This is a genomic window from Verrucomicrobiia bacterium, assembly GCA_035489575.1.
Lineage (GTDB): Bacteria > Patescibacteriota > Saccharimonadia > Saccharimonadales > JAGQNK01 > DATHJY01.
Map to the genome: position 1 here is coordinate 65,075 of DATHJY010000004.1, position 23,779 is coordinate 88,853.

General features: G+C 53.6%; 25 protein-coding genes. 20 read left to right on the plus strand and 5 right to left on the minus strand.

The window, feature by feature from the left end:
• Positions 1-30: 30 nt before the first annotated feature.
• The 5 genes from VK694_01905 (at position 31) to VK694_01925 (ending at position 3,166) form a co-directional block, all read left to right on the plus strand.
• Positions 31-483: a hypothetical protein gene (locus VK694_01905; protein HTE57469.1), complete on the plus strand. Its 453-nt coding sequence runs from the start codon at positions 31-33 to the stop codon at positions 481-483.
• 332 nt (positions 484-815) lie between these two features.
• Positions 816-1,118 carry a hypothetical protein gene (locus tag VK694_01910; GenBank protein HTE57470.1) on the plus strand — a complete coding sequence of 101 codons (303 nt, stop codon included), beginning with the start codon at positions 816-818 and terminating at the stop codon, positions 1,116-1,118.
• A 10-nt stretch (positions 1,119-1,128) separates the two neighbouring features.
• Complete coding sequence (locus tag VK694_01915; protein ID HTE57471.1) at positions 1,129-2,157, plus strand: hypothetical protein; 1,029 nt, start codon at positions 1,129-1,131, stop codon at positions 2,155-2,157.
• 13 nt (positions 2,158-2,170) lie between these two features.
• Complete coding sequence (locus VK694_01920) at positions 2,171-2,920, plus strand: hypothetical protein (GenBank protein HTE57472.1); 750 nt, start codon at positions 2,171-2,173, stop codon at positions 2,918-2,920.
• An 18-nt stretch (positions 2,921-2,938) separates the two neighbouring features.
• Positions 2,939-3,166, plus strand: a complete 228-nt coding sequence (locus tag VK694_01925; protein ID HTE57473.1) for a hypothetical protein — start codon at positions 2,939-2,941, stop codon at positions 3,164-3,166.
• A 5-nt stretch (positions 3,167-3,171) separates the two neighbouring features.
• On the opposite strand, the gene VK694_01930 is transcribed toward VK694_01925, so the two are convergent.
• Positions 3,172-5,988, minus strand: a complete 2,817-nt coding sequence (locus tag VK694_01930; protein ID HTE57474.1) for a cation-transporting P-type ATPase — start codon at positions 5,986-5,988, stop codon at positions 3,172-3,174.
• A 244-nt stretch (positions 5,989-6,232) separates the two neighbouring features.
• Here VK694_01930 and polA point away from each other — a divergent pair, with 244 nt between their 5' ends.
• From polA to VK694_01945, 3 genes are all read left to right on the plus strand, one after another.
• On the plus strand, positions 6,233-8,863 hold the full coding sequence (polA, locus tag VK694_01935) for a DNA polymerase I (protein HTE57475.1): 2,631 nt from the start codon (positions 6,233-6,235) through the stop codon (positions 8,861-8,863).
• Between the two features lie 112 nt (positions 8,864-8,975).
• Positions 8,976-10,148 carry a Fic family protein gene (locus VK694_01940; GenBank protein ID HTE57476.1) on the plus strand — a complete coding sequence of 391 codons (1,173 nt, stop codon included), beginning with the start codon at positions 8,976-8,978 and terminating at the stop codon, positions 10,146-10,148.
• 3 nt (positions 10,149-10,151) lie between these two features.
• Positions 10,152-10,700 (plus strand): non-canonical purine NTP pyrophosphatase, encoded by a 549-nt coding sequence (locus tag VK694_01945; protein ID HTE57477.1) that lies wholly within the window; start codon positions 10,152-10,154, stop codon positions 10,698-10,700.
• Here VK694_01945 and VK694_01950 read toward each other — a convergent pair.
• On the minus strand, positions 10,697-11,761 hold the full coding sequence (locus VK694_01950) for an alpha/beta hydrolase (GenBank protein HTE57478.1): 1,065 nt from the start codon (positions 11,759-11,761) through the stop codon (positions 10,697-10,699). The two genes, VK694_01945 and VK694_01950, sit on opposite strands and share 4 nt — an antisense overlap.
• A gap of 132 nt (positions 11,762-11,893) precedes the next feature.
• Between VK694_01950 and VK694_01955 the strand changes: the two genes are divergently transcribed.
• On the plus strand, positions 11,894-12,466 hold the full coding sequence (locus VK694_01955; GenBank protein HTE57479.1) for a hypothetical protein: 573 nt from the start codon (positions 11,894-11,896) through the stop codon (positions 12,464-12,466).
• A gap of 11 nt (positions 12,467-12,477) precedes the next feature.
• Positions 12,478-13,200 (plus strand): class I SAM-dependent methyltransferase, encoded by a 723-nt coding sequence (locus VK694_01960; GenBank protein ID HTE57480.1) that lies wholly within the window; start codon positions 12,478-12,480, stop codon positions 13,198-13,200.
• A 10-nt stretch (positions 13,201-13,210) separates the two neighbouring features.
• On the opposite strand, the gene VK694_01965 is transcribed toward VK694_01960, so the two are convergent.
• Positions 13,211-13,843, minus strand: a complete 633-nt coding sequence (locus VK694_01965) for a methyltransferase domain-containing protein (protein HTE57481.1) — start codon at positions 13,841-13,843, stop codon at positions 13,211-13,213.
• 104 nt (positions 13,844-13,947) lie between these two features.
• On the opposite strand from VK694_01965, the gene VK694_01970 reads away from it, so the two are divergent.
• From VK694_01970 to VK694_02000, 7 genes are all read left to right on the plus strand, one after another.
• Positions 13,948-14,607, plus strand: coding sequence for a DUF6766 family protein (locus VK694_01970; protein HTE57482.1), 660 nt, complete (start codon positions 13,948-13,950; stop codon positions 14,605-14,607).
• A 66-nt stretch (positions 14,608-14,673) separates the two neighbouring features.
• Entirely contained in the window at positions 14,674-15,249 is a 576-nt protein-coding gene (locus tag VK694_01975; GenBank protein HTE57483.1) for a hypothetical protein, read from the plus strand.
• A gap of 35 nt (positions 15,250-15,284) precedes the next feature.
• Entirely contained in the window at positions 15,285-15,866 is a 582-nt protein-coding gene (locus tag VK694_01980) for an HAD family phosphatase (protein ID HTE57484.1), read from the plus strand.
• 147 nt (positions 15,867-16,013) lie between these two features.
• The gene (locus VK694_01985; protein HTE57485.1) at positions 16,014-16,241 is read left to right on the plus strand and encodes a hypothetical protein; all 228 of its coding nucleotides are present in this window, start codon (positions 16,014-16,016) and stop codon (positions 16,239-16,241) included.
• 131 nt (positions 16,242-16,372) lie between these two features.
• Complete coding sequence (locus VK694_01990) at positions 16,373-16,678, plus strand: hypothetical protein (GenBank protein HTE57486.1); 306 nt, start codon at positions 16,373-16,375, stop codon at positions 16,676-16,678.
• 177 nt (positions 16,679-16,855) lie between these two features.
• Positions 16,856-17,734, plus strand: a complete 879-nt coding sequence (gene mutM / locus VK694_01995) for a bifunctional DNA-formamidopyrimidine glycosylase/DNA-(apurinic or apyrimidinic site) lyase (protein HTE57487.1) — start codon at positions 16,856-16,858, stop codon at positions 17,732-17,734.
• Positions 17,731-18,543, plus strand: coding sequence for a hypothetical protein (locus tag VK694_02000; GenBank protein ID HTE57488.1), 813 nt, complete (start codon positions 17,731-17,733; stop codon positions 18,541-18,543). Before mutM ends, VK694_02000 begins: the two co-directional genes overlap by 4 nt.
• Positions 18,544-18,687: 144 nt before the next feature.
• Here VK694_02000 and VK694_02005 read toward each other — a convergent pair whose 3' ends face one another.
• Complete coding sequence (locus VK694_02005) at positions 18,688-19,359, minus strand: hypothetical protein (GenBank protein ID HTE57489.1); 672 nt, start codon at positions 19,357-19,359, stop codon at positions 18,688-18,690.
• 427 nt (positions 19,360-19,786) lie between these two features.
• Here VK694_02005 and VK694_02010 point away from each other — a divergent pair, with 427 nt between their 5' ends.
• The 3 genes from VK694_02010 (at position 19,787) to VK694_02020 (ending at position 22,006) form a co-directional block, all read left to right on the plus strand.
• Positions 19,787-20,932 (plus strand): hypothetical protein, encoded by a 1,146-nt coding sequence (locus VK694_02010; protein ID HTE57490.1) that lies wholly within the window; start codon positions 19,787-19,789, stop codon positions 20,930-20,932.
• Positions 20,933-20,999: 67 nt separating this feature from the next.
• The gene (locus VK694_02015) at positions 21,000-21,605 is read left to right on the plus strand and encodes a TerD family protein (protein ID HTE57491.1); all 606 of its coding nucleotides are present in this window, start codon (positions 21,000-21,002) and stop codon (positions 21,603-21,605) included.
• A gap of 176 nt (positions 21,606-21,781) precedes the next feature.
• Positions 21,782-22,006 (plus strand): hypothetical protein, encoded by a 225-nt coding sequence (locus VK694_02020; GenBank protein HTE57492.1) that lies wholly within the window; start codon positions 21,782-21,784, stop codon positions 22,004-22,006.
• 283 nt (positions 22,007-22,289) lie between these two features.
• Here VK694_02020 and VK694_02025 read toward each other — a convergent pair whose 3' ends face one another.
• A complete protein-coding gene (locus VK694_02025; protein HTE57493.1) occupies positions 22,290-23,420 on the minus strand; it encodes a DUF475 domain-containing protein in 1,131 nt (376 codons plus the stop codon).
• Positions 23,421-23,779: the final 359 nt, after the last annotated feature.

Below are 23,779 nucleotides of genomic sequence, written 5' to 3' on the forward strand. Positions count from 1 at the left end.
AAGTAAATTTTTAGTATAATACTGCCTGTTTTGTTGAGATATTCGGCGGAACGTTCGTTTCAGACAGACTACACTGATTGGCCCCACATGTCAGTTGGTGACCACGACGAAAGAGGAGTCATGATTTTCATCGATTACCAGAACGGCGTTCGGGTTTCGGGCCTTCCCAAGATCGATCGCCTCGTCGAACGGCTCAGTGCTGCCCTCTTGGCCACCGGCACGCCCGGCAGCTTCGAGCAGACCAAGCCCAACGAGGCCATCTACAAGTACGACAGTGGGAAGTCGCTGACGCCCGAGGCAATCGCTCTGCGCATCCACGCCATGGTCAAGCTGGTGCTGGGCCCCGACACCGAGGTTGAGTACCGCGCTAACGACGATCGCCAGCTCATCATCAAGGCTGATGGCAGTCAATGGACGCATCGCGACGCCAGTGGCATGTGGTACTTGGACGACAAAGACCCCATCGGCTACCACTGCGAGTGAGGACATGACGGGTGCGTGCTAGTGCTATATGTGCGACCACGCACCCGTCACCCCACCCCACTAGTCTGTCTGAAACATTTCACTCTTCTGATGCGCCAAGAGCCTGTTCCAGATCTCCAATTCCGCCCCAAAACCGCCCATTCCGGTAACAATCCGCCCTGGTTTCTGAGCCGTAACTATGGTTACGCCTCAAAACCCAGAACGAATTCTTTCTCGAAATGGATCGATTTTGGGATCGGAAGCGAGATCTGGAACAGGCTCTAACCAGCGAAGTCAGGACTGACGAGCCGAAAACGGCGAAAGTGATAACAATGAATAAAGAAGGATCATATATGGAGTCACCGGCCCCAAAGAATGCAGCCAAGCGATTGTCTCTATCGACAGGGAAGTATGTGCTTGCTCCTGCCAATCGGCTGCGGCTTATTGAGCTTGCCGAACAGAGAGGACCAGGTGACCCGCGGTTTGTATCATTTAGCTTACAGTCAGGACTGGAGGTGACGGCGTGGTATGTGGGGAAAACAGAGCTACCAGATGGCAGCACGGCCCTCCGCTATCACGTGCAGACAGAGGAGAGTAAGGTTTTACCAGCCCTCCTGGACAACGATGAGCCACTATTAGAAATTATAAAAAACTAGGAGAAAAGACATGGAATCACGAACACCCAACGACAAAGACCCCCAAGCGTTATTGGAGGCGGCCGGCAATCCTGGCGGTGTAGCTTACGAGATCGCGTCGGAACTTATAGAGTCTGACGTTACGCTTGAAAGTCCGGCAGAGGTGTGGGAAGTGATCCTTCCACGGCGGGGAGCAGTCGAGACACCGCGCTGGCAACTCAACGAGGAAGCCCCCGGGCGACTCAAGGAGCTGGTTGCCGAACGTTCAGATGAGGTTATGGCTTTGGCGGACGGTTTGCGCCTGCGCCTGCCTGATTCGTTTCCCGAAAAAGACATAGAAGCCCTCCGGGCCGCCAATCCCGAGGATATCTTGGCTGCGGTAGAACCCGGGGCCAACGAGACGGCCGCCAAGCGTGGCCAGGTGCTTGCCCAAGCCCTTGAGCAAGCAGAAGTTCCGCTGGACGTCCCTATGTTCTTTGTGGCGACCGATGAATACAAGGTGCCCGTACTCAGGGCTGATGGCACGCCCAACCCCGAGCAAGCCAAAGCGCGGGCAGTAGCCGATGACTTGCCAGAGGGCGACCTGACGCAGCACCAAATTACCTGCGGTACACAAGTAAGATTGGGCTACCGCGTGGCGCAAGAATTCACTGTGCCTGACGTTGGCACTTTTATCGAATACCAAAAAGAAGGTGAACGCGATCGCATAGTCGTGAAGCCGGCACAGATTGGCAGCGAGGGCGGAACGGTTGCTGGCCTGCTGGCGATCAATCACGTCTATCATGCACTTGAGGACGCCCAGCTGGTACTTGGCACCAACGGACAATACCGTGAGAAGCTAGCCCTGCAGGGTCAGCTGGCCGCTATCAAGGCTGGAAGCGAATTGGCCCAGGATCCAATTGTGTTTGGAGATGAGGCTGGGCTAGAGGTGCCACACCCCGACGCCGAGGGCAATATTGTTACCTTTACCACAGCCGCGCGTGGCGAAGTCGCTTACATAAAAGAAGTAGCTGCGGCCGGCAAGGTCAGAATAGAAATCGAAGAAGCCCGCGCGGCTTAAAAGGAACAAATGCATGTCCAGTGAAGTCTTATCCAACCCCAACCACGCCCCTCTGAGTGACAGTGAAGTTGAGCTGCGCGAGCGGCTGTTAGAAGTTGGATTTCAGATTATAGAAGATGCACCACAAAACCATGTCTCGTACGACATCGAGGGTGATGGCGAGGCTTTTGCCCTGGGCAGTATCTTCTCATGGGGAGGCGTGGCACCAAGTGGTGACACCTTCTACGACGAACTCAGGCCGCTCTTTCCAGATAAATTTACTCCAAGCCGCCGACAGTTCTGCGAAGACCACGGGCTGGGAGTAGAGCGATTGATGGACGAGGGCACCGATCCTCAAGAGGCAACAGAAAAGCTCGTAACATGGTTGAACGAACAGACAGAAAAGACCGGTAAAAAGCCACTGATGGTCGGGCAGGCGATTGCCTGGGACTACAGTATGACCCACGCTTACTTTGCCAACTATGGCATAGACGATCCTTTTGGCCGCACGCCCAAGCCGCTCGATATCTGTGGCGAGGCTTTTGCGGGAGTTGCTGGCTATGACATGAAGCAGACGGGTAAGGAAGACTTTCCGCGGTTCATCTGGCCGGACCAAGAGTTTCCGCATCAGGCATTAGAAGATTCCAAGATACAAGGCGTACTGCATGCCGGGGTGCTAGCCCTAGATGCGACCCTGCGCAATTCGGACCTAGCCCAAGACCTTGGGCTAGAGCCAGCCCTGCGGGCCCGCGGGTTTGAGGCTATGGCTAACCAAATTAGGTAATGAAGAGGAGGCAAGAACATGGCAAAAGAAGGATTTTCTGAAGCTACAGAGGGATTGCTGCACGAAGTAGATGAACACTCTCGCCGAGTGTTGCTTGGTGATTTCAGATTTAGCTCTATTCCAGAGGCAGAGCGTACCGGACTTGACGAAGAGACTACCGTCGTTGCACGGGGTGAAGACTGGACACAGTACAGCGATGGGGAAGTACTATACTGGGACGACGGTATCCCATTCTATCTAGAGTAGAACATCTAAGACGTCTTTTCTTGGAGCAGGTTCAAAACATGGTCACGGGTGTGGCCATGTTTTTTGCTGTAGCGTTGTATTTCGCGGATAGCCAAAAATGTGCTGGCAGCGCCCAGGGCAAGCAGCCAGTCTACAACGTCCAAAGGTCCGGTGCGGAAGTAAGGTGACAAAAGTGGGCTGTAGATAATAGCCACAATACAGAGTGTTGAGCCAGCAAAGGCAATCCACAGCTGCTTGTTATGGAACTGGTAGCGGGTAAAGAAGCCCTTGCTACTGCGTCGCTGCAAGATGTTGGCAAACTGACACAGCACGATGGTCAGGTAGGTGACGGTCGTGGCTTGTAGGTGAATAAGCGAATTTGTGTCCAGTGCGGTCGGGTCGACACCCCGGCGAATAATGGCGAACAAATAATTGGCAAACGCCAGGCTGCCGATGATCAGTCCGCAGATGATCAGATCCTGGATAGAACCACGGTTGAGGATGTGCAGGCGTGGGTTACGGGGCTGTTCTTTCATGACCTCGTGGTCGGCCTTGTCCCAGCCCAGGGCGGCAATAGGGAACAGCTCGGCTATCAGGTCAATGGCCAGAATTTGCATGACAGACAGGGCCAACGGCACACCCAGAATAGCCGCAGCTGCCAGACTGGTCAGGTTCACCACCAGCTCGGCCAAGTTGCTGGTAAAGCAGCTGAGGGTGCCTTTTTTGATGTTCTGAAAAATAGTGCGGCCTTGCTGCACGGCACCCACCAAGGTATGAAAACTATCGTCTAGCAGGACGATCTCGGCAGATTGTTTGGCGACATCGGTGCCGGTGATGCCCATGGCTACGCCAATATCGGCCCGCTTGAGTGCTGGGGCGTCGTTGATGCCATCGCCCGTAACGGCCACGATGTGGCCACTGTTTTTGACCAGCCCCACGATACGCAGCTTGTCCTCTGGGCTGACTCGACTAAAGACCATGCCGCCGCGGATAGCCAGACCCAACACTTGCTCATCGGTGAGGTGTCGCAGTTCTTCGCCGGTGATAACCTTGATATCTTCTGGTTTGTCAGCTAATTTGGCTTTGACTGCAATAGCCTGAGCGGTGGTAGCAAAGTCGCCGGTAATAATAGCTACCCGGATGTTGGCGGCTCGGGCAGCAACCATGGCCTCGGCTACGTCTTCGCGGATGGGGTCTATCATAGACACCATACCCAGGTACACCATGCGATCCTCGGCGTCCTCCATCTTTAGTGACTTTGGGTTAGTTTTGTCGGGCAGTAAGCGGTAGGCCAGGGCCAGGTTGCGCATGGCAGCGGTGGCTTGGCGCTGATGTGTGGCCAAGATGTCTTTGCGTTCTTTGGCGGTTAGCTTGCGGATATGGCCGTGATCCCATACGTCGTCACAGTGTTCTAGAATGCTTTCCGGCGCACCTTTGGCAAATAAAAAGAGTTGTTTGTCAGGACCGTACTGCCTGACAGAACTCATGCGCTTGCGGGCAGAGTCAAAGGCAAATTCTTTGAGTTCCGGGTAGGCATGGTCTAGTTCGATGGGATTCAGGCCGGCCTTGTTGGCGAGGGTGATCAAGGCACCTTCGGTGGGATCGCCTATGACATACCAGCCGGCGTGTTGGTCGTCTGGCGCGCTGACGCGGGCATTGCTGGCAAAGGTGCCTGCCAAAAAGAATAACTCGAGGTCTTTCAGTGTCTGAGCTGCCAGGGGTTTGCTCTTGGCGTCTGTCACATGCCCATTTGCTATGTAGCCGCCACCAGTAACGGGGTACTGGTTCTTGCCGATGAACAGTTGCTCTACGGTCATCTCGTTCTTGGTCAGTGTGCCGGTTTTGTCAGTACAGATAATGCTGGTGGCGCCCAGGGTTTCTACGGCGGACAACTTTTTGACCAATGCTTTGGCTTTCACTAGCTTGTCGGCAGCTTGGGCCAGGGAAGTGTTGATCTCGGCCGGTAGCCCTTGGGGAATGAGCGAGCTCGCAATACCGATAGCAAACAGCAGGGCTTCTTTGATGCCCAGGTCTGCCTGGATGGCAATTGGCAACAAAATGGTACACAGCACCATGGTGCCCTGGGTGACGCGCTTGGCCACGTGGTTGAGCTCGCGCTGCAAGGGGCTGAGGTCGCTCGTAACATCTGCACTCAGGGAGGCAATGCGTCCCAGCTCGGTCTGCATGCCAGTGCCAATGACCACACCATAGCCATGGCCCAGGGCTACGGTAGTGCCCATGAACACTATGTTGTGTCGGTCGCCCAGTTCGACATGGCTAGCAATGGCGTGGGTGAATTTGCGCGACGGCTGGCTTTCGCCGGTTAGGGCAAAGTCGTTGGTGGCTAGTTCAGATTCTTCTATCAGGCGTAGGTCTGCCGGCACTGAGTCGCCCTCTTCTATATAAACAATGTCACCAGGCACCAGGGTAGTGGCGTCGATCTCTGTCAGTTTGCCTTCGCGCAGGGCTTTGGCCCGGGTGACTACCAGCTTTTCCAGGCTGTCCATCAGTTTCTCGGCTTTGAACTCTTGTGTAAACCCAATCAGGGTATTCAACATGACTAGAGCCAGTAGGATAATACCGGTGCGGCGGTCGCCCAAAACCGTAAAGGCCAGGAGGCTGCTTGTCAGCAGCAGAACAATCATGAGGTCTTTGAACTGGCGTATGTATTTGCGCCAGGCAGGGTCTTTGTGGGCCTGGGCCAGACGGTTATAGCCGTATTGGTCTAGGCGGCCAGTGGCGTCCTTGTTGGTCAGGCCTTTTGCCGTGGTCTGTAGTTGCTTTAATACGCCACTCACCTCGAGCCGGTAGAACGACAGCTTGTCTTCTGGTAGAGAACTCATATCCGTCAGTAAGTATACAGTAACAAAGCATAACCAAATTGACTTAAATGCTAATGTTTGTTATAATATACTCAACAAACTGAAACAAAATGTATGATCATAAGAGACGTCGTCCCGCAGCAGAGCGCAGGTCCATAAGGCATATTCCGGCAAACATAACCCTGACCTAGACTAGCCTACAGAACACCTGGTTTTTCAGGGTAGCCGGGTATACACCCCTTGCGGAACGGGTATACTGGTATATATGAACAGAGTGACCGGTAAGAAGGTGTTGGCGGTTATAGACGGTAAGTCAGTATTTTACCGCGGCTACTATGCCATGCCAGGCCTCAGTACCAAAGAGGGGACACCCACTGGCGGCGTCTACGGCTTTGCGGTCATGGCGCTCCAAGTTATTAAGCAAATAGATCCAGAATATGTGGCCGTGGCGTGGGACAAGCCCAAGACCAACATTCGCCGCCGGCTGGAACTCTACCCCGCCTACAAGGCCGGTCGCAAACCCGCTCCACCTGATTTTCATGTGCAGATTCCTTTGTTGCATGATTTGCTAGAAGCCTTCGGTTGGCCGTTGTACGAGTTTGACGACTACGAGGCCGACGACATCATGGGCACGCTGGCAGTGCAGGCCAAAGAACAAGATATAGAGACCATGCTGATCACTTCTGACCTGGACATGCTGCAGCTGATCAATCCGTTGGTCCATGTCTATGCCCTCAAGAAGGGGCTGAGCAATATCGAACTATACAGTCCCGAAAGTTTTCAGGCCAAGTACGGTATTCGTACCGACCAATTCCTAGACCTCAAGGCTCTTAAGGGCGATAGCTCGGACAATATTCCAGGCGTACCTGGTATTGGCGAGAAGGGCGCGCTTGATCTGCTCAAGCAGTTCGAAACGCTAGACGGTGTCTACGAAAACCTGGCCCTTATAAAAGACAGCACTGCCAAAAAATTAGAGGCTGGCAAAGAATCTGCCTATCTCAGCAAAAAGCTGGCAGACATCTGGACTAATGCACCAGTTACGCTGGATCTAAAAGAGGTAGACGGTAGCAAGTGTGACCCCGTCCGCGTTCGCCAGACATTGGAAAAACTCGAGTTCCGCACACTTGCTCAGCAACTGCCCAAGTATATGCATGTTCCAGAAGAGCAGGGTGGTCCCAAAGAAACCGCCAAGCTGGTCGTGGGTGACCACACCGTCATAGATTCCAAAGCGGCCCTAGAAAAACTGACCCTGCCCAAGGCTGACGAGTTGGTGCTGTACAGCATTAGTTCTACTCCGCATGGCCGTGAACCGGTCAGCCTGACCGTGTCGCCAGACCCTAAGACCGTTATTACTTTTGACCTAACCGCCATGGACGATGCCGACGTAGGCAACAAGCTGCGTGACTATATAGAAGGTGCCAAACTGGTTGGCTACAATCTCAAAAACAGTCTGCAACTTCTAAAAACCCTTGGTATCCAGGCGGGGCAGATTCAGCACGATGTGCTGATTGGCGCATTCCTGATCAATTCACTCCGGCGCGAACAAACCTTGGGTGAATTGGCGGCTGCAGATCTGAACATCCATTTGCCAGAAGACGAAGACACAGCCACGGCCGACATTATCGCCGTTATTCGCGGGCTGCATGTCCAGCAACAAAAAGATCTGACCAAGATGCCCAAGGTGGCTCAGCTAGCTCAGGATGTGGAGTGGCCTATCATATCGGTGCTGGCCGACATGGAATACGAGGGCATCCAGCTAGATACCAACTACTTGGTGCGCATGAGCGACCAGATCAATGACATGATTAGCGACCTCGAACAGCAGATATACGGCCATGCCGATAACGAGTTCAACATCGGCTCGCCCGCCCAGCTGGCAGATATTTTGTTCAATACCTTGCAGCTGCCCACCCAGGGCATCAAAAAGGGTAAAACTGGGTACTCCACGGCCGCGACCGAACTGGACAAGCTGCGCCCGGTGCACCCCATTATCGACCTCATTACCCAGTGGCGCGAAGTGTCCAAGCTGAAGAATACCTATGTAGATACGCTGCCCAAGCAAGTAGACGACAACTCCCGGCTGCACACTACCTACGCCCTGACGGTTGCGCAAACTGGACGGCTCAGCAGTAACGAACCCAATTTGCAGAACATTCCGGTACGGACAGATCTGGGCAAGCAAATCCGCACTGCTTTTGTAGCCGGGCCAGGGAACCTGTTGGTTAGTGCCGACTATTCCCAGCAAGAGCTGCGCCTGGCGGCCTACCTAGCTGACGACCAAGAACTAATAGATCTGTTCAACCGCGACGTAGATGTGCACACCGCCACAGCCGCCGAGGTCTATGGTCGGAAGCCCGAAGACGTCACCAAGAACATGCGCCGCGACGCCAAAGTGGTTAACTTTGGGGTTATGTACGGTCTGAGCACTCACGGCCTGGTAGCGGCTACGGGCATGACCTACGAACAAGCCGGCCACTTCATAAAGAAATATTTCGAGGTCCGGCCCAAGCTGCTTGCCTACATAGAATCAGTCAAAGAACAGGCCAAAAAAGACGGCTATACCGAAACCATCATGGGCCGCCGCCGGCCAACCCCAGACGTACACAGCAGCAACTTCATGGTGCGCGAAGCCGCTATTCGAGCGGCTGTAAATATGCCGTTCCAGGGCAGTGCCGCCGACCTGACCAAACTAGCTATGGTGCGTATCCAGCAGCAGCTAAAGAGCACCGACTGCAAGATGTTGCTGCAAATTCATGACTCAGTTATTGTCGAATGCCCAGAGGCCGAAGCCGACCGGATAGCAAAATTGCTCAAGAGTACCATGGAGGGCGCCCAGCAACTGCCGGTCAAACTAACCGTAGACACCTCCGTAGGAAAAAACTGGGGCGAGTTGTAGCAAACTCAACCTAAGGCAACTGTTTAAGTATAAACAAGCATAAGCATAATATTAACAGATACAAATGCGACTTATTGTTTAAGTCAAAGTAAAGATGTAGTAAACTTGATATATGTTAAAGCCGATAAGATTACCTGAGCCCAAGTTTACTTCTCCACTTGTCATTTCTATATGGGAGTTGGAGAAGCTTCGATACGATGGTTTCGAGGCAACGACGCCGCCTTGGCTCTTCTTTGATTTAAAGCAAATCATGCATCTACTCGAGAGCGTTCTGTCGGTACGCATAGAGGGCAATAGGACTACTTTGTACAGTGCAGTTGAGGATGTCATAGAGGGACAAAAGCCTACCTCTGACGAGCAAGTCATAGAGTGGCGCAACGTGCAGAAGGCGATAGAATTTATCGAACAGAATGCGAAACAAAGAAAAATAGACAGAGCATTTTTGAGCGAATTGCACAAGATAGTGGTTGCCGATCTCTCACCCTCAAATGAAGGGAGTAGGTCACCGGGGGTGTTCCGAAGGGGTAAGGTTAAGATTGATAAATCTGCGTATTCACCACCTGACCCTGTCCAGGTGACTGAGCTGATGGACGAACTCTTTGAATTCATTGACTCAGAGATAGCAGGTAATCAAGACCTTCTAGTGACGGCGATCGCACATCATCGCTTCGAGGCAATACACCCTTTCGATAACGGCAACGGTAGAACTGGGCGCCTGTTAACGTATGCCATGCTGACCAAGCAAAGGTTTATAGATACAGATGGGCTAAGGCTTCTGAACCCTTCCGCAATCTTTGGGGTGGACAGAAGGCACTACTTCCAGATGCTTTCTTCGGCCGACACAGGTACCGACGACGGGCTGCTGGGTTGGTGTGAGTACGTTGTCAATGGAATAAAGGCGGAAGTATCAAGAATTGATAAACTAATGGACTTCGAGTTTGTTAAGCGCTTGATTCTGGGTCCATCCATAAAAAATGCAACCGAAAAGGGAATCTTAAGCAAAAAAGAAAAAGGAATATTAGAAATTGCCATCGAGAAGGAGCGATACTTCCAGGCAGGTGATGTTATGCATCTGTACGGTGCAAGTCAGTCTGCGAGAACTATGACGTCTAGGGCCCTCAAGAAAATGAGAGACCAAAATTTGATTTTAGCTCTTCCGAATAAGAAGCAGCAGTACGTTCCAAGGTTTTTCAACAATCTGTTACTGCGTGGGGTGATGCAACAACTGAACGAGCAAAAGGTCCTTCCACTGAGTTTTAGTGCATCAGATCTCGATAAGGAATAATGTGTGAAAAAGATTCTTTTTATAACTGAAAACGAGCGAAAGATTTGGCAGGCGCAGAGTACGCTGGAGCCTTTTGGTATTGTGGTCGAGGCCCAAAAGCTAGATATCCAGGAAATCCAGGCGCTTGATCCGTTGGACATTGCTGACGCAAAGGCCCGGACGGCCTACGAGCATTTCAAAAAGCCGTTGGTGGTCTGCGATCATGCCTGGAGCATCCCGGCGCTCAAGGGCTTTCCGGGCGGGTATATGAAGGACGTGAATAAGTGGCTGGTCGAAGACGATTGGCTGGCACTACTGGCAGATAAAAAAGACCGCTCGATCATTTTGACCGAGACGGTCGTTTTTATAGACGGCGACACCACTAAGCACTTTTCGGTCGAGTTTCCGGCACATTTTATTCATGAGGCTCATGGCAGTACCAACGGTCACCCCTGTGAAAGGATAGTTGCCTTTGATGGATTTACCGAAACTATCACCCAGCGCATAGATGCTGGCCAGCACGCCCGTGATATGAGCAAATCGGCCTGGCAAGAATTTGGCCGGTGGTACTAGCAGGGCTGAGTAGGGGCCTGAGAACCGTTGCCTACTTTTTGCTGAATCCAACTGCTGGCAGCGTCAAAGAAGACGTGAGCATTGGGGTGCAAATTCAGGTTGTGGCCAGCTACTGGCTGCACCATAGCTTCTAGACAGGCGCTGGTGTCGTAGTGGCTGCTCTCGCGGGCCAGAATGTCTGCTGCCGAATTGCACTGAAGACCTCCGCTACAGTACACGTTGTCCTCGGCACCCATGGCCAACAGGACGGGCACATGGATCTGAGTGGTAAAGCCGGGCAGCAGTGGTACAAAGAAGCTATTGAGATCATCAGTCGATACGGTGCCTTTTAGCTGTTCATCTACCTTGACGGCCTTGGGTTTGGCAAAGTCGGTGTTAAAGAAAATACTGCCGGCACCTGGTTTGGTCGTGAAGTAACCCGCTATGCCAGGTTTGTTAGCAAACTTAGGGTCCTCGCTGGCTGGGTAGAGTAGGTTTGTGAACTCCTCTACGGGCAAGGCTCCGTCATGCAAAATACCCGACAGAATCACGCCATCGACATCAGCATAGGTTGCCGATTCGTACATAGCAACGGCTCCACCAGATGATTGTCCAACTAGTACGACCTTGGAAAACGACGTACCGTTCAGGCTGCCGTTACGGAGTTTCTGTACAATCTGGTGCAAGGTGTGGGCGTTGGACTGCACGGTTACCTGGTCGGCTGGTGGTCGGTCGCTGGGGTCAGCACCAAAGGTGTTAAAGGCAAAAGTCACAAAGCCCTTGTTGGTCTGATCTAGCACATACGAATGCTTTTGCGGTTGGTAAGGAAAATCCCAGTATTCTTTAGATGACGTAGTGCCATGGCCCAGAACTTGAACGGTCTTGCCCTGCGGAGATCCCCGATAGCATAGGTCACCTACGATGCTATATGTGGTGGGGTCGCTTGCAGAGAGTGTTACGGCAATGGTTTTTGATTCGCAGTGCGGTTTGGGCAGGGCCGACGCCTTGCTGGGGACAAGCCCCGCCAGGGTCACCAGACCCAATACGGCCATAGCAAAGCCACTTGCTCTTTTTATTGTCATGCCAAAACTCCTTATGGTTATTTACGCATGTAATATATCGAATGCGTAGTCTTTTTCTGACAAGGATTCTCACTTTTTAAAGAATTTTGTTTTTCTGGTCTGCGTTTTTTGTAGGATGGTATAGTAGCACCCATGAGTGATACACAGACAAGTCAGGGTGATATTGTTTTTCGGGGTAAATTATTCGAGGTCGTGCAGACCAAACAGCCAGATGGCCGAGTCTTTGAGCTGGCCCGTCGGGCACCGGGTGTTCGTATCATTGTGGCCGACAAACAAAAGCGCCAGCTGCTACTAACCAAAGAGTTTCGGACCGAGCTGAACGATTGGGACCACCGTCTGCCGGGCGGAAAAGTGTTTGATACGTTGGCCGAGTATGACAAATTTCGGGAAAGCGGCGCAGACATTGCGGTACCAGCGCTGGCCAAGGTAAAAGGCGAGGGTGCTGAAGAAGCAGGCTTGGATATCCGTGACGCCAAGCTGTTCAAGAAATCTACCTTGGGTGCCACGGTAGAGTGGGACCTGTTTATTTTTGAGGCTATAGACTGGCGGCCACACGCCGATGGCCAGCAGTTAGAGGCTGGCGAACAAATAGAAGCCGATAACTGGTTTGGCTACGACGAGGTAAAAACAATGATACTAGCGGGCCACATGGCCGAAGACCGCGTGGCACTGATACTGCTGCAGTGGCTTTCTTTGCAAGGATAGGGTGCAAAGGGATGAGCCTCTTAGAGCAAGCCACTAGCGTAGAGCAATACAATACCGCCGATATGGACTGGGAGGCAGAAGGCAATCCCGACTCACCTGTTCGCCAATTTTTGGGCCGAGTTATAGGCATCACTCCTATTGATGTCGAGGCGGCTGATGTGCTGGATGTAGGCTGTGGCTCTGGGTGGTTTTTGCAGCGTTGCGCGCAGCTAGACGCGTATAGCTTGGTTGGCGTGGAGCCATCCAGATACGCTGAAATGGCTACCAGGCTTGTTCCTCGGGCTACCATTTATAATCAAACCTTCGAGAGCTTTGCTACCGAGGAGTCGTTTGACCTGGTAAGTATGATAATGTCCACCGAGCATCTAGCAGATCTTGAAGACGCTTTTTTGAGGAGTCGGCTGCTTCTCAGGGCTTCATCAATGTTGCTGGTTGTGGCGGGCGACTACGATGCTTTCCGGGCACCGCGATTTGACTACACGATAACCGAAGAAATAAAGCAGCCAGGCAAAGAGGCTGTTGTTCGGGTAGAGCGGCCTTCGAGTTTTGGCACCACAACCGACATTCTTCGAACAGTAGATTACTGGAGCGAAACTGCGGAAGAGTCAGGCTTTAAAGTTGCAGACCACCAACCGGTGTTTGCAGATGACCAACTTGTAGAAGCTATTCCAAAGTACGAGATATACAAAGAAACACCAGTGATGCAATTATTCAGATTTAAGAAAGAGCCATGAGGCCACTGTGCTAAAAAGGCGACGAGCGTTTGGTCGCGGTAATGACCGCGAACCCACCATCTGAGACGAGGTATGAGTGGCCTACGGCAAACCCAGCGTTTTGCAGTTCTTGCTCTAGGTCAGGGATCTGCCAGTATTTAAAATATCGTTTGCCGGACAGGCCTTTTTCGCGCCAGCCCTCAAAATCGCCCACCTTCATACCCAGGCATAGCAGACCTTGGGACTGTAGTCCTTGATATAAATTGCTAACCGCTTGCCGGAACTGGTCAGTGTTACAGTGCAGCAAAACGGCGTTGGCTAGAATAGCTTTGTAAGTTTTTTCAGGTGGCTGGTCTAGGACGTTATAGGCCAACACGTCGTGGCCTTGTGCCTGCAGCAGGTCGCGAAAGGACTCGGCTGCGTCGCTGCGCTGCACGCGGAAGCCAGCAGCTTCTGTTCTTCGGGCGTCAGCCCCGCTGCCACTGCCAACTTCAAAAATTGTCTGGCCGGGTGGCAGCTGGTCCAAAAAATATTCTACCCCTGGCCAGTAGGCTGCCGTCCGGTCATGATCCAACAGCTCCTTTTTATCTACGTATTCGTCTATATGCGTATTGTAGCTTTCTAGGGTGATTCGCTGGGCCTCGGCTGGATCGATCTGTGACATACCGCGTATGATAGCAGGCTTTAGAGCCTGTTGTCCCAGTGAAATAACTCGCTGCCCGGCTGCCAAAGCTGTTTCATACTGCGTGTATATTTGGAGGAATAGCTATGGGGCGTTGGCTAAAAGAACATTCATTGAGTTTGGTGGTGTTTGGCTTATTTGCGGTCTTTCTTGTGGGCCACAGTATCGCCGGGTTTCGCCACTACAATGAGCAGCAGCAGATACATAGCCAGCCGGAGGTAACATATGCGGAATATGTGACTTCCGGCGATTTTGTCGAGTCGGTGTTCGAGAACTGGGAGAGCGAGTTCCTACAGATGGGCATGTATGTTTTTCTGACGGCTTTCTTGTATCAAAAGGGCTCGGCTGAATCAAAAAAGCCCTATGGCAAAGAGGCCTTTGACGCCGAACCGCGAGCTTCAAAGTATGCGCCATGGCCGGTCAAGCGCGGTGGTTGGGTACTGAAGCTGTACGAGAACTCGCTGAGTATTATCTTGCTGCTCATGTTCCTCCTGTCTTTTTGGCTGCATGCCGCGGGTGGGGCGCGGGCGACCTGTGAAGAGGACCAGGTTCACGGCCAAACCGATTGCCACACAACCACTCAGTACATGCATACGTCAAAGTTTTGGTATGAATCTTTCCAGAACTGGCAGAGTGAGTTTTTGGCCGTAGGTGCCCTGGTGGTTCTCAGTATTTACTTCCGACAAAAGGGGTCACCAGAGTCCAAGCCGGTCAATACGCCCCATAACAAAACAGGCGCACAGTAGCTAGTACACGACAATTAGCATAAACGACTTGTATTTTATTACCTATTGTGCCATAATAGGTCAGTTATGAAATATGTTTTGGCGGTTTTAGGAGTCATTGTAGTGGCCGTTTTGGCTATTGTATTGATTACCCGTGGCCCAAGTGGCAAAAAAAATCCTGCAGCCCCTAAGAAAGTGGTGATCTCTCAGCAGGATACCGACAGTACGTCGGCTATCTTTACCACCCAGGGCAAAGTAGTGGGCGAAGAGCAGTTTCGCGCTATTCGTATTACGGTCAGCCAGGACGAGCGTCGTCTAGAGATATTGACCGGTTACGACGGCACGGTCTCGACCAGTCAAGTCTACCCAAACACGCCATCTGCTTATTCCGCCTTTCTGACCTCGATCGAAAAGGCCGGCTTTGGTTTGGCGCGCAAAACCACTACCACCGACCCAACCGGTGTGTGTCCTCTGGGGCGTCGATCTGTTTACGAACTCAAAGACTATGACCAAAAGCTTATAAATCTCTGGAATACTTCTTGCGGCGCAAAGATCGGCAGCTTTGGCGGGCGTGCTGCCACGGTTAATTCGCTATTTAGGGCTCAGATCCCTAAGTACCAAAGCCAGGTTAAAGGTGTTAGCCTGAGCGGCACCAACGACTAACACTCTTGTCGGTCCAGTCTGCTAGACTAGAATCAGTGAAGACGCGCGCCATTATTTTTGATTGTTTTGGAGTACTTACCACGGATGTGTGGCGGGCTTTTCTGGACAACTTGCCGGCTGGAACGGACACCACAGAAGCGCGTCGTCTCAATCATGCCTATGATGCCGGGCTGATCAGCTTGCAGGATTTTCTAGAAGGGGTGCAAAAAGCTACGGGCCAAAAACCCACACGTGTAGAAGAGCTCTTGGAAGGAACCGGCGAAGTTGTCAAAAACACCCGGCTGCTGGAATACATCACGCAGCTGCGGGGCCGGGGCTACAAAATTGGCATGATTAGCAACATTGCGACCAACTGGATTCGCGACACGTTCCTGAGCGCAGAAGAGCAGGCGTTGTTCGACCACATGCTTTTTAGTTACGAACTCGGCCTGACCAAGCCAGACCCGCGAATCTATCGCCTGGCGTGCGAACGTTTGGGAGTAGAGCCGGAAGAAGCGATTTTTATTGACGATATCGATCGCTACTGCGCCGCGGCTGAGGCTGAGGGTTTAGGAGCAATTATATACACCGACTTTGGGACTGTGCAGTCCCAGCTCGAATCCTTGCTAACGGCCTAAATATATCACACGTGATATATACGGCGGTCTTTTCGTCCCATTGTATGGTAAATGCTTGACAAGCTTGACCACCAGGTTTAGGGTGTGGGCAGGTAAATGTTTTCTCTTTGATAACCAAACTAAATACTAACTAGCAAAGGCTGTTCTATGAGTTTGTATGAATATAGGGGCATGACCGTTGGGGGTGCTGCATTTGATGTTGCCGAAGCGTCTCCGGACTCTGGGGTTGCAGCCGATCTGGGCGAGCCGCTGACCGACATTAACCTTCGTGAATACGGCAGTCCCGAAGCACGCTATGCGGGCGAGGTGCCAACCGCAGATCGAGTCATCGAAGACGCACCAGTGCTTGGGCATCTCATGCTAGAGAATTTATAACAGGATCTGTACAACTAGCACGCCATCACGTATGCTAGGGGCCATTGGATGGCCTTGGCCATTCATCCAGTGCGAACACATCTTTCGAGGTGTGTTTTACATATATTAACCCCCCATGAAGGTCCAGCTTTATGAGTGCAGAACACCTTATTACGTTTGCTGAGTTACAAGAACGAATACTGGTCGCCAAGACGGCAGCGCTTATGGATTTTGAACAGTGGCAACAAGGCACGGGCGCGTTTTGGAATAACAAACCTTCCGAAGATTTGCGCTATGCTGGTTCGATAGAGCTCAGCAATGGCAAGCTCATTCCCATGCACTCGATCATAGGCTACATGGCTATGATATCCGGAGAACCAGACGTTTTTGGGTCTGACATATTTCCTGCAGCTGATGCAGCTGTAAACGAAGCGTCCCGGCCAGGGCCGAGCTCTTAACTGCGATAATTATCTGCTTGGACTGCACCGTAACCTGTACGGGCTGTTGGTAGCGGTCCATGACATAGTCTTTTATTATTTGTACTTCTGGTGGTTCGGCAAAACGGCCCAGGGGCATTAGGTCGGCGAGGGAGTTAGTCATGCTTTCATGGTAACAGATAGGCTACAATAAAGGTCATGCCCGAACTCCCCGAAGTAGAGACCGTAAAACTTGGTCTGAACCAATTGGTGATTGGCAAAAAGGTAGCCAGTGTTAATTTTAATTGGTCTAAGTCTTTTCCGAACGCTCCTGAAGATGTCCGTCAGTTTTTGGTGGGAGCTCAGCTGTTGGCAGTCAGGCGCCGAGCCAAGGTGCTGATCATAGAACTAGACAGCAAGTATTCCTTGCTCATTCACCTAAAAATGACTGGCCAGCTGGTGTTTGTAGGCACCCAGACACGGTTTGGGGCAGGGCATCCAAATGACTCACTCATTGGCCAATTACCAGATACATCTACCCGTGTCACGTTTACATTCACGGACGGTAGCTTTTTGTATTTTAATGACCAGCGTAAGTTTGGTTGGGTCCGGCTGGTACCGACGGCCGAGATCCCCAACATAGATTTCTTTAAAAAAGTTGGGCCAGAACCACTGGCTGCCGACTTTACGGTCGCGGCTTTTCATCAGCGATTGCTGCGACGCCCGGGCAGCGGCATAAAGGCAGTGCTGCTGGACCAGACGGTCATAGCCGGAGTGGGCAATATCTATGCTGACGAATCGCTCTGGGCAGCAAAGATCCACCCCATCACGTTGGTCCGAAGCCTCTCGGCATCTCAGACCAAAACCTTGTTTATAGCACTTCGCGACGTTCTGGAGCTATCTATTGCAAAGGGCGACAGCAGTGACAAAAACTATGTAGATGCCCAGGGCAAAAAGGGCAGCTATAGTAGCTTTGCCAAAGTCTTTCGGCGCGAAGGGCAGCCCTGCGAACGCCACCCTGATACCATGATCATAAAACTAAGAGTAGCTGGCCGCGGGACACACATCTGCCCCCAATGCCAAAAGGTGGTTATATGACGGTACATACTTTTCATTTTTCGGGCGAGCCTGCCCATCATCCAGACGAGGATGCTAGGGCCTGGCGTGACAATCGATTTGCAGTGTTTGACGGTATCACGCTACTGCACCAACAGCCATACCCGGACCCATCACCCGCTGCGGCCGCAGCACAGGCTGGCTGTCAGGCGGTTTTGGATACGCCGTTAGATGCGCAGGGTCCAGAAAAAACCCTCCGACATATGGCCGCAGAGGCCAATCGGCATATCAAGCAACTCAATCAATTTCTGAACATCACTGAACAAACGGTAGACTACCTAGCGGTGCAGTACGCTGCGGCTGTCGGAGCGTATGGGTTTATCCAGGATGATACGCTGCACTGTGCCCAGCTGAACGATTGCGAAGTGATGGTGCTGAACAAGCAGGGTGATATCACCTTTCGGTTAGAGACTGATACCGGTCCGGTTAACGCCTACCTGCGTCATCTGCAGGATACACACCATTTTGCTGCTAGTAGTCCCGAAGAACACCAGTATGCTCGCAAAAACGTTATCAACAATACCCAGCTGGAGTTTCAGGGTGTACCCATACGCATGGGTGTATTTACCGGCCAGGAGGTTGCCGAGCAGTTTATAACTATCGGGCAGCATCAGCTTGCGCCAGGCGACACGGTTTTGTTCTATAGCGACGGCATGCTGCCGTTTGTTGATAACCCGGCGTTCAGGAAGTACTTGGCGACAGCCGCGGACTTCAAAGATTTAGATAGTTTTCATCGCTCCTTGGGCGGCCGGCTGGCAGAGCGTTCGCTTGTGCTCGTGCGTCCAGGGTAACCATGACTCACTGAGGGTTTATATACTTATATCAAATCAAAATGTTTAGTGGCCCCGCTCGGTGATATCTAGGAAATTTCCCTAGAGTTACACCGAGCGGGGGCCACTGCGACTAGCTAGGGGTAACCCAGCGGGACTTGGGGCCTACTTGAAGGCGTTGACGGGGCCGGCGTCCATCTGGACGGTGCCATCGGCACGCAGCACTGGCCGGCTCTCTGAGTTCCGTGCGCTGTAGAGCTCCAGCGCCTCGATGACCACGCCGTCGGGCGTGTTGCGGATGATGCCGGGCACGCAGGTGTAGACATTGTCGTCGTCGTTGGCGTGCTTGGCGTCGACGCCCACCTTGGTGCCCTGACCGTTGTCGATCTCCAGCCCCACGCGGTAGCGGAAGAACGAGCCCTGACCGTTGGATCGGGCCGAGTAGGCGACGGGCAGTACAGCCACGATGTCGTCGGTCAGCCGGATCTCCAGCGTCTCCTGGGCCTGACCGTCCGCACTGCGGCCGACGTCACCGAGATGCCGGACGGCACCGTCGGGGGTCTGGAGCTGGAAGCCCTTCTTGTCCTGCTCGGTTCCGAAGGTCGCCACCGTCTCCATGCTGCCGTCACGGTAGCCCACGAGAGCGTAGAGATCGTAGTCGGTCTTGGAGCTCCAGCTGGTGCGGGCCACGATGAGGGGGGTCTTGTCGATGCTGACCGACTGGCCCTTGCTCAGGCTGACCGCGCCGGACCGCTTGCCGAGGTCGACCGCCGGGGCAGCAGCCGAGGGGACGGGCTGGTCCTGGTCCTGGTCCTGGTCCTTTTTGAAAAATCCCATGGGATTTCCTTTCGCTGTCATAGTCAACTCGTTTGAGTTGAGACAAATATATAAAACTGATAAGGTGCTTACGAGAATGTATTTATAAATTAACTTCTACAAATTGTCAACTTTTTAACCTAGTGGGTACGGAAAAGAGGTCATCGCTCGGCCTACCGTCGAGGGCGAGAAGGCGAAGATCCACCATCTTTTCTGCTCCATTTCGGGTAGTCGGATGGCTTGATAGCTGCCATGCTATAAGGTAAAAATAAACTTGAATCAAGAATATTGTTATTACTACAAGAAAATTGTAAAGAGGTTTTTTCTATGCTACACTTGGCTCTGCTTTTCGACTCAGAAAGTGAAAAACAAGAGAGTTTTGAGGAGCATTTAAGTCCCTTAACAATTCGTTGATTCCCAAGGCAATCCTCCAAAAGGAGGGAGAGAGGTGTCAGACAACCCCGGTCCTATCAGCCGACTCAAGGCTCGCGCGGCCGGTGAAGTCTCCGCCGCTCCTCTTGCAAGCCGCCTTGTGGCCGGTGCCTCTAGCCGCTACGATGCCGCCACCAAGCTTGATGAAACGCTTGCCGAAGCAGGTTTCAGTCTCCACGGTTTGTGGACACTGTCACCCGCACAACAGGCCGTCGCCCAGCTTTGGTGGTTGAGTGCCGTAGGGTGGGAGACGGCTGAGCGGTTCTTTGCTCGGCTGACGTCTGCCACACAACGGCAATTCATCGATCGCGATGGAGTGCCATGGTGCGAAGGGCTGTGTGCCGCCGCCGAGACCTATACGACCGAAGCAGTTCGCTGCCAAAGTCAGGTAGAGGTCCAGGTGTCGGTGCCCCCGCCTCAGATCAAGCAGCTCAAGGACCTCCCCGTGACCGACGACCTTGTCGCTGGAACCTGGGCAATCCTCGAGGCCATCTACGACCGTGTGCAAGAAGACCAGACTCGCTTGCTTGGTATGAAAGTGCCCAAGCGGTTCCGGCCAGTACTGCACGAGATCGTGAAGATTGTGCACCCCAACATGGCGGTGTTCGAACATCTCAGGCAGGAGTGGGACTCAGCTACTACAGCCAGTACTCGACTGGGTGTCGTGAACCAGGGTTTCGACCCCATTCGCGCGCTCTTCCGGGCTGGCCAAATGTGCTGGGCACCCTCCCTGACTGGCCAGGTGTACCTGCAGTGTTTGCATACCCAACCAACGCTGGAAGATCTGGAGTTCGGGTTTGACCCGTGGCTCTTGACCGATCCATTGCAGCGGAAGGCTCGCGAGCCCAAGCTGGAACACCAGCAGGAACTCACGCGTTTCTGGGAGAAGGTGACTTCCCCTGGCGATGCACGTGAGGTGGCACAGCAATTGGAGCAGTGGGTTCGTAATCGCAAGATCCGGCAGCGCTGGGGACAAGGCCAAGTCATGGTTCCGTGGCCCTCGCAGTTTCTGGTGCGATACCCAGTCTCCTACGGAGGCCGATCGTTCCAGTGCGGAGATCTTATCTCTGCTTTCGTTCTTCAACAGTCCGATAAGGACTGGCAGGTAGAGATTCGTCGAACAGGACGGGTCACGGACTTGCTGGAACTATTCGGCCAGTAGCAAGTTCACCAACCCACGGCTGATGGGTCCTCCATCAGCAACACCCAGAAACAGGAGAGTGATACCGATGGATACCGTTTCCCTCGAAAAGGGCGAGAACGTCAACCTCAGCAAGATGGTCGCCGATGCAGGTGGCACCCTGACCAAGGTCAGCGTGCGCGCCGGCTGGGATGCGAAGAGCGTCAACACCACCGGTCCGGGCTTCGACATCGACATCTCGGCGTTCGTCCTCGACAAGGACCGCAAGATCCTCAGCCAGGATCCGAGGTGGTTCATCTACTTCAAGAACCTCGACTCGCCCGACGGCTCGGTCCACCACCACGGTGACAACCTGACGGGTGCTGGCGACGATGACGACGAGATCATCGACGTCAACCTCGATCAGCTTCCCACCATCGCCCAGCGTTCGGTCTTCTCTGCGACGGTCTTCGAGGCTGTCAAGCGGAGCCACAACTTCGGCAACATGCAGAACGCCTTCGTCCGCGTGCTGGACGACAGCACCGGCATCGAGCTGGTGCGCTACGACCTGACCGAGGACTACGCGTCCGCCATCGGCCTCGTCGTCGGCGAGCTCTACCTCCACGACGGCGACTGGAAGTTCCGCGCCAAGGGCGACGTCTACCCCGCCGGTCTGGCCGGTCTGTGTGCCGAGCACGGCGTGGCGGTGAAGTAGAGCCAAGTCCAGGGATCAACACCCGCTCCACCAAGGAGCACCGGCTTTGACGCCTAGCGTCTAGCCAACCCCCTAGGGGTGGTCCTCATGCTCCAGCTCCGGCTGTGAAAACTTGGACCACCCCTTTCGACTATCTGGGCATATCCATGTCCAGAGTGTTCCATCGGGAGGAATCGATGGCACTGGAAAGTGACAACACCAACGTCAAGGACGACGACTCCGGCCTGGAGCCGAAGACCGTTGCCATCCTGGTGGCGATCGCCTTCGTCGCGGGCACGCTGTTCGGCGTGGCGATTCTGCCGCTGATCATGTGGCTGGTGAGGATCGCCTTCTGGACGGCTGTGATCATCGCGATCATCGGCCTCGTCTACAAGCTCCGGCCAGGGCGTTCCCGCTCCTAGCCAACCCTCATCGTGGGGGGTGAGTCTTCGGGCTCACTCCTCACACCGAGGTATCTGGACCCGGTCAGACCTGTCGGTCTCACTCGGTCCGTAGTAGGGTCAACATGATTTTTTTATTCTTCCATGTTGGCCCGCTTTTTTTATTCAAAATTTGGGTATAAAAATCCCCTACAACGGGGGTACGTTTGATTATTAGTATAAAAAATTTAGTACGAGTCTTCAGCGGCAGAGCAGTGGGTGGCCCCCGAGGGCAAAAAGAGCCTTTTGGGGGCCACCGTTACTGCTACGCGACGTGCAAGGGCGTCGAGCTGGGGACGGCGTGGTTGCCGTCGTTGGGCTCGTCGACCTCGGGGGTCGGGGGGTTCTTCTTGGTGTGCCGACGGCTGCTGATGAAGGCGGCGGTGATGAAGCCGACGCTCAGGCTACCGGTGACCCACTCGGGGATCTCGAACCGGAGGCTCAGCAGCACACACAGCGCCAAGGCGCCGATGGCCCAGTGAGCGCCATGCTCCAGGAACCGGTACTTGGTCAGGGTCTGGTGGCGGATGACGTGAACGGTCAGCGACCGCACGTGCACCGCACCGATACCCAGACCAGCCGTGATCAGCAGCACCTTGTCGGTGAGGGCGAACGCGCCGACGACTCCGTCGAAGGAGAACGATGCGTCCAGCATCTCCAGGTACAGGAAGCTGAAGAAGCCCGCCTTGGCGGCGTTCTTGGCCAGCTGACTGCCGTTGCTGCTTTCGTCTTCCTCGTCATTCTCGAAGACGCTGTCGAAGGCGTTGACCAGCAGGTAGACGACCAGACCGAGCAGACCGGCGAACAGCACGGCTTCCTTGTGGTCACCACCCCAGAGTGAGGCGACGGTCAGCAGTGTGAACAGGGCGACGATCACCGACACGGTGTCCAGCTTGCCGACCTTGATGAGCGGACGCTCCAGTCGTCGCAGCCAGACGATGTCCTTGTCCTCCAGGATGAAGTTGAGGAAGATCATGAACAGGAACGTGCCGCCGAAGGCAGCTAGCTGCGGGTGGGCGGTTTCCAGGTGCTCGGCGTAGACGTGCGGGTGGTTCAGCGCCAGGTCGATGACCTCGCCAAAGCCCAGGTGGGCGGTGAGGCTGACCAGCACGACGGGGAACACGGCTCGCATGCCGATGACTGCCACGGCGATGCCGACGGTCATGAAGATCTTCTGCCACATGGGTGACATCTTCTCCAGCACCTTGGCGTTGACCACGGCGTTGTCGAAGCTGAAGACGACCTCGATGATCACCAGAGCGGTCAGCGGCAGAAGCGCTGCTGGGCCCATGGTGACGAGGATGACACCGTACAGCACGAGAGTCGTGAGCCAGGTGAAGAAGTAGATCCTGAACATGGAGTCGGGGTTCTTGACGTGATGATGCAAGAAGCGCATCAGGTTGGTGCCTTTCTCTTTGGGAACAAGCAATCACGGCACCACCTCGCGGTGATACGGCCATTGCTTGCCCCAATATGGCGAAGACTCGTACTTTAAATGAACGATCCCACCGAAGTGAGACCAAGGCATACAATAACATAACTCAGTAGTAAAGGCAATAAAAAACCTCTGGTAGATTCCAGAGGGCGTACGGTTCAAAAAAAAGGGGGGCAGGGGATCGCATCGGGGGTAGGGGGGTGATCAAAGATCACTGCTACGTTGATGAGATCCCCTGAGGGAGACGGCGCAATGGCCACATGCGTTGGCTTGGGCCAATGCACCGTCTCCCAGCGAGGGGTTGCCTGTCAGGCGGGTGT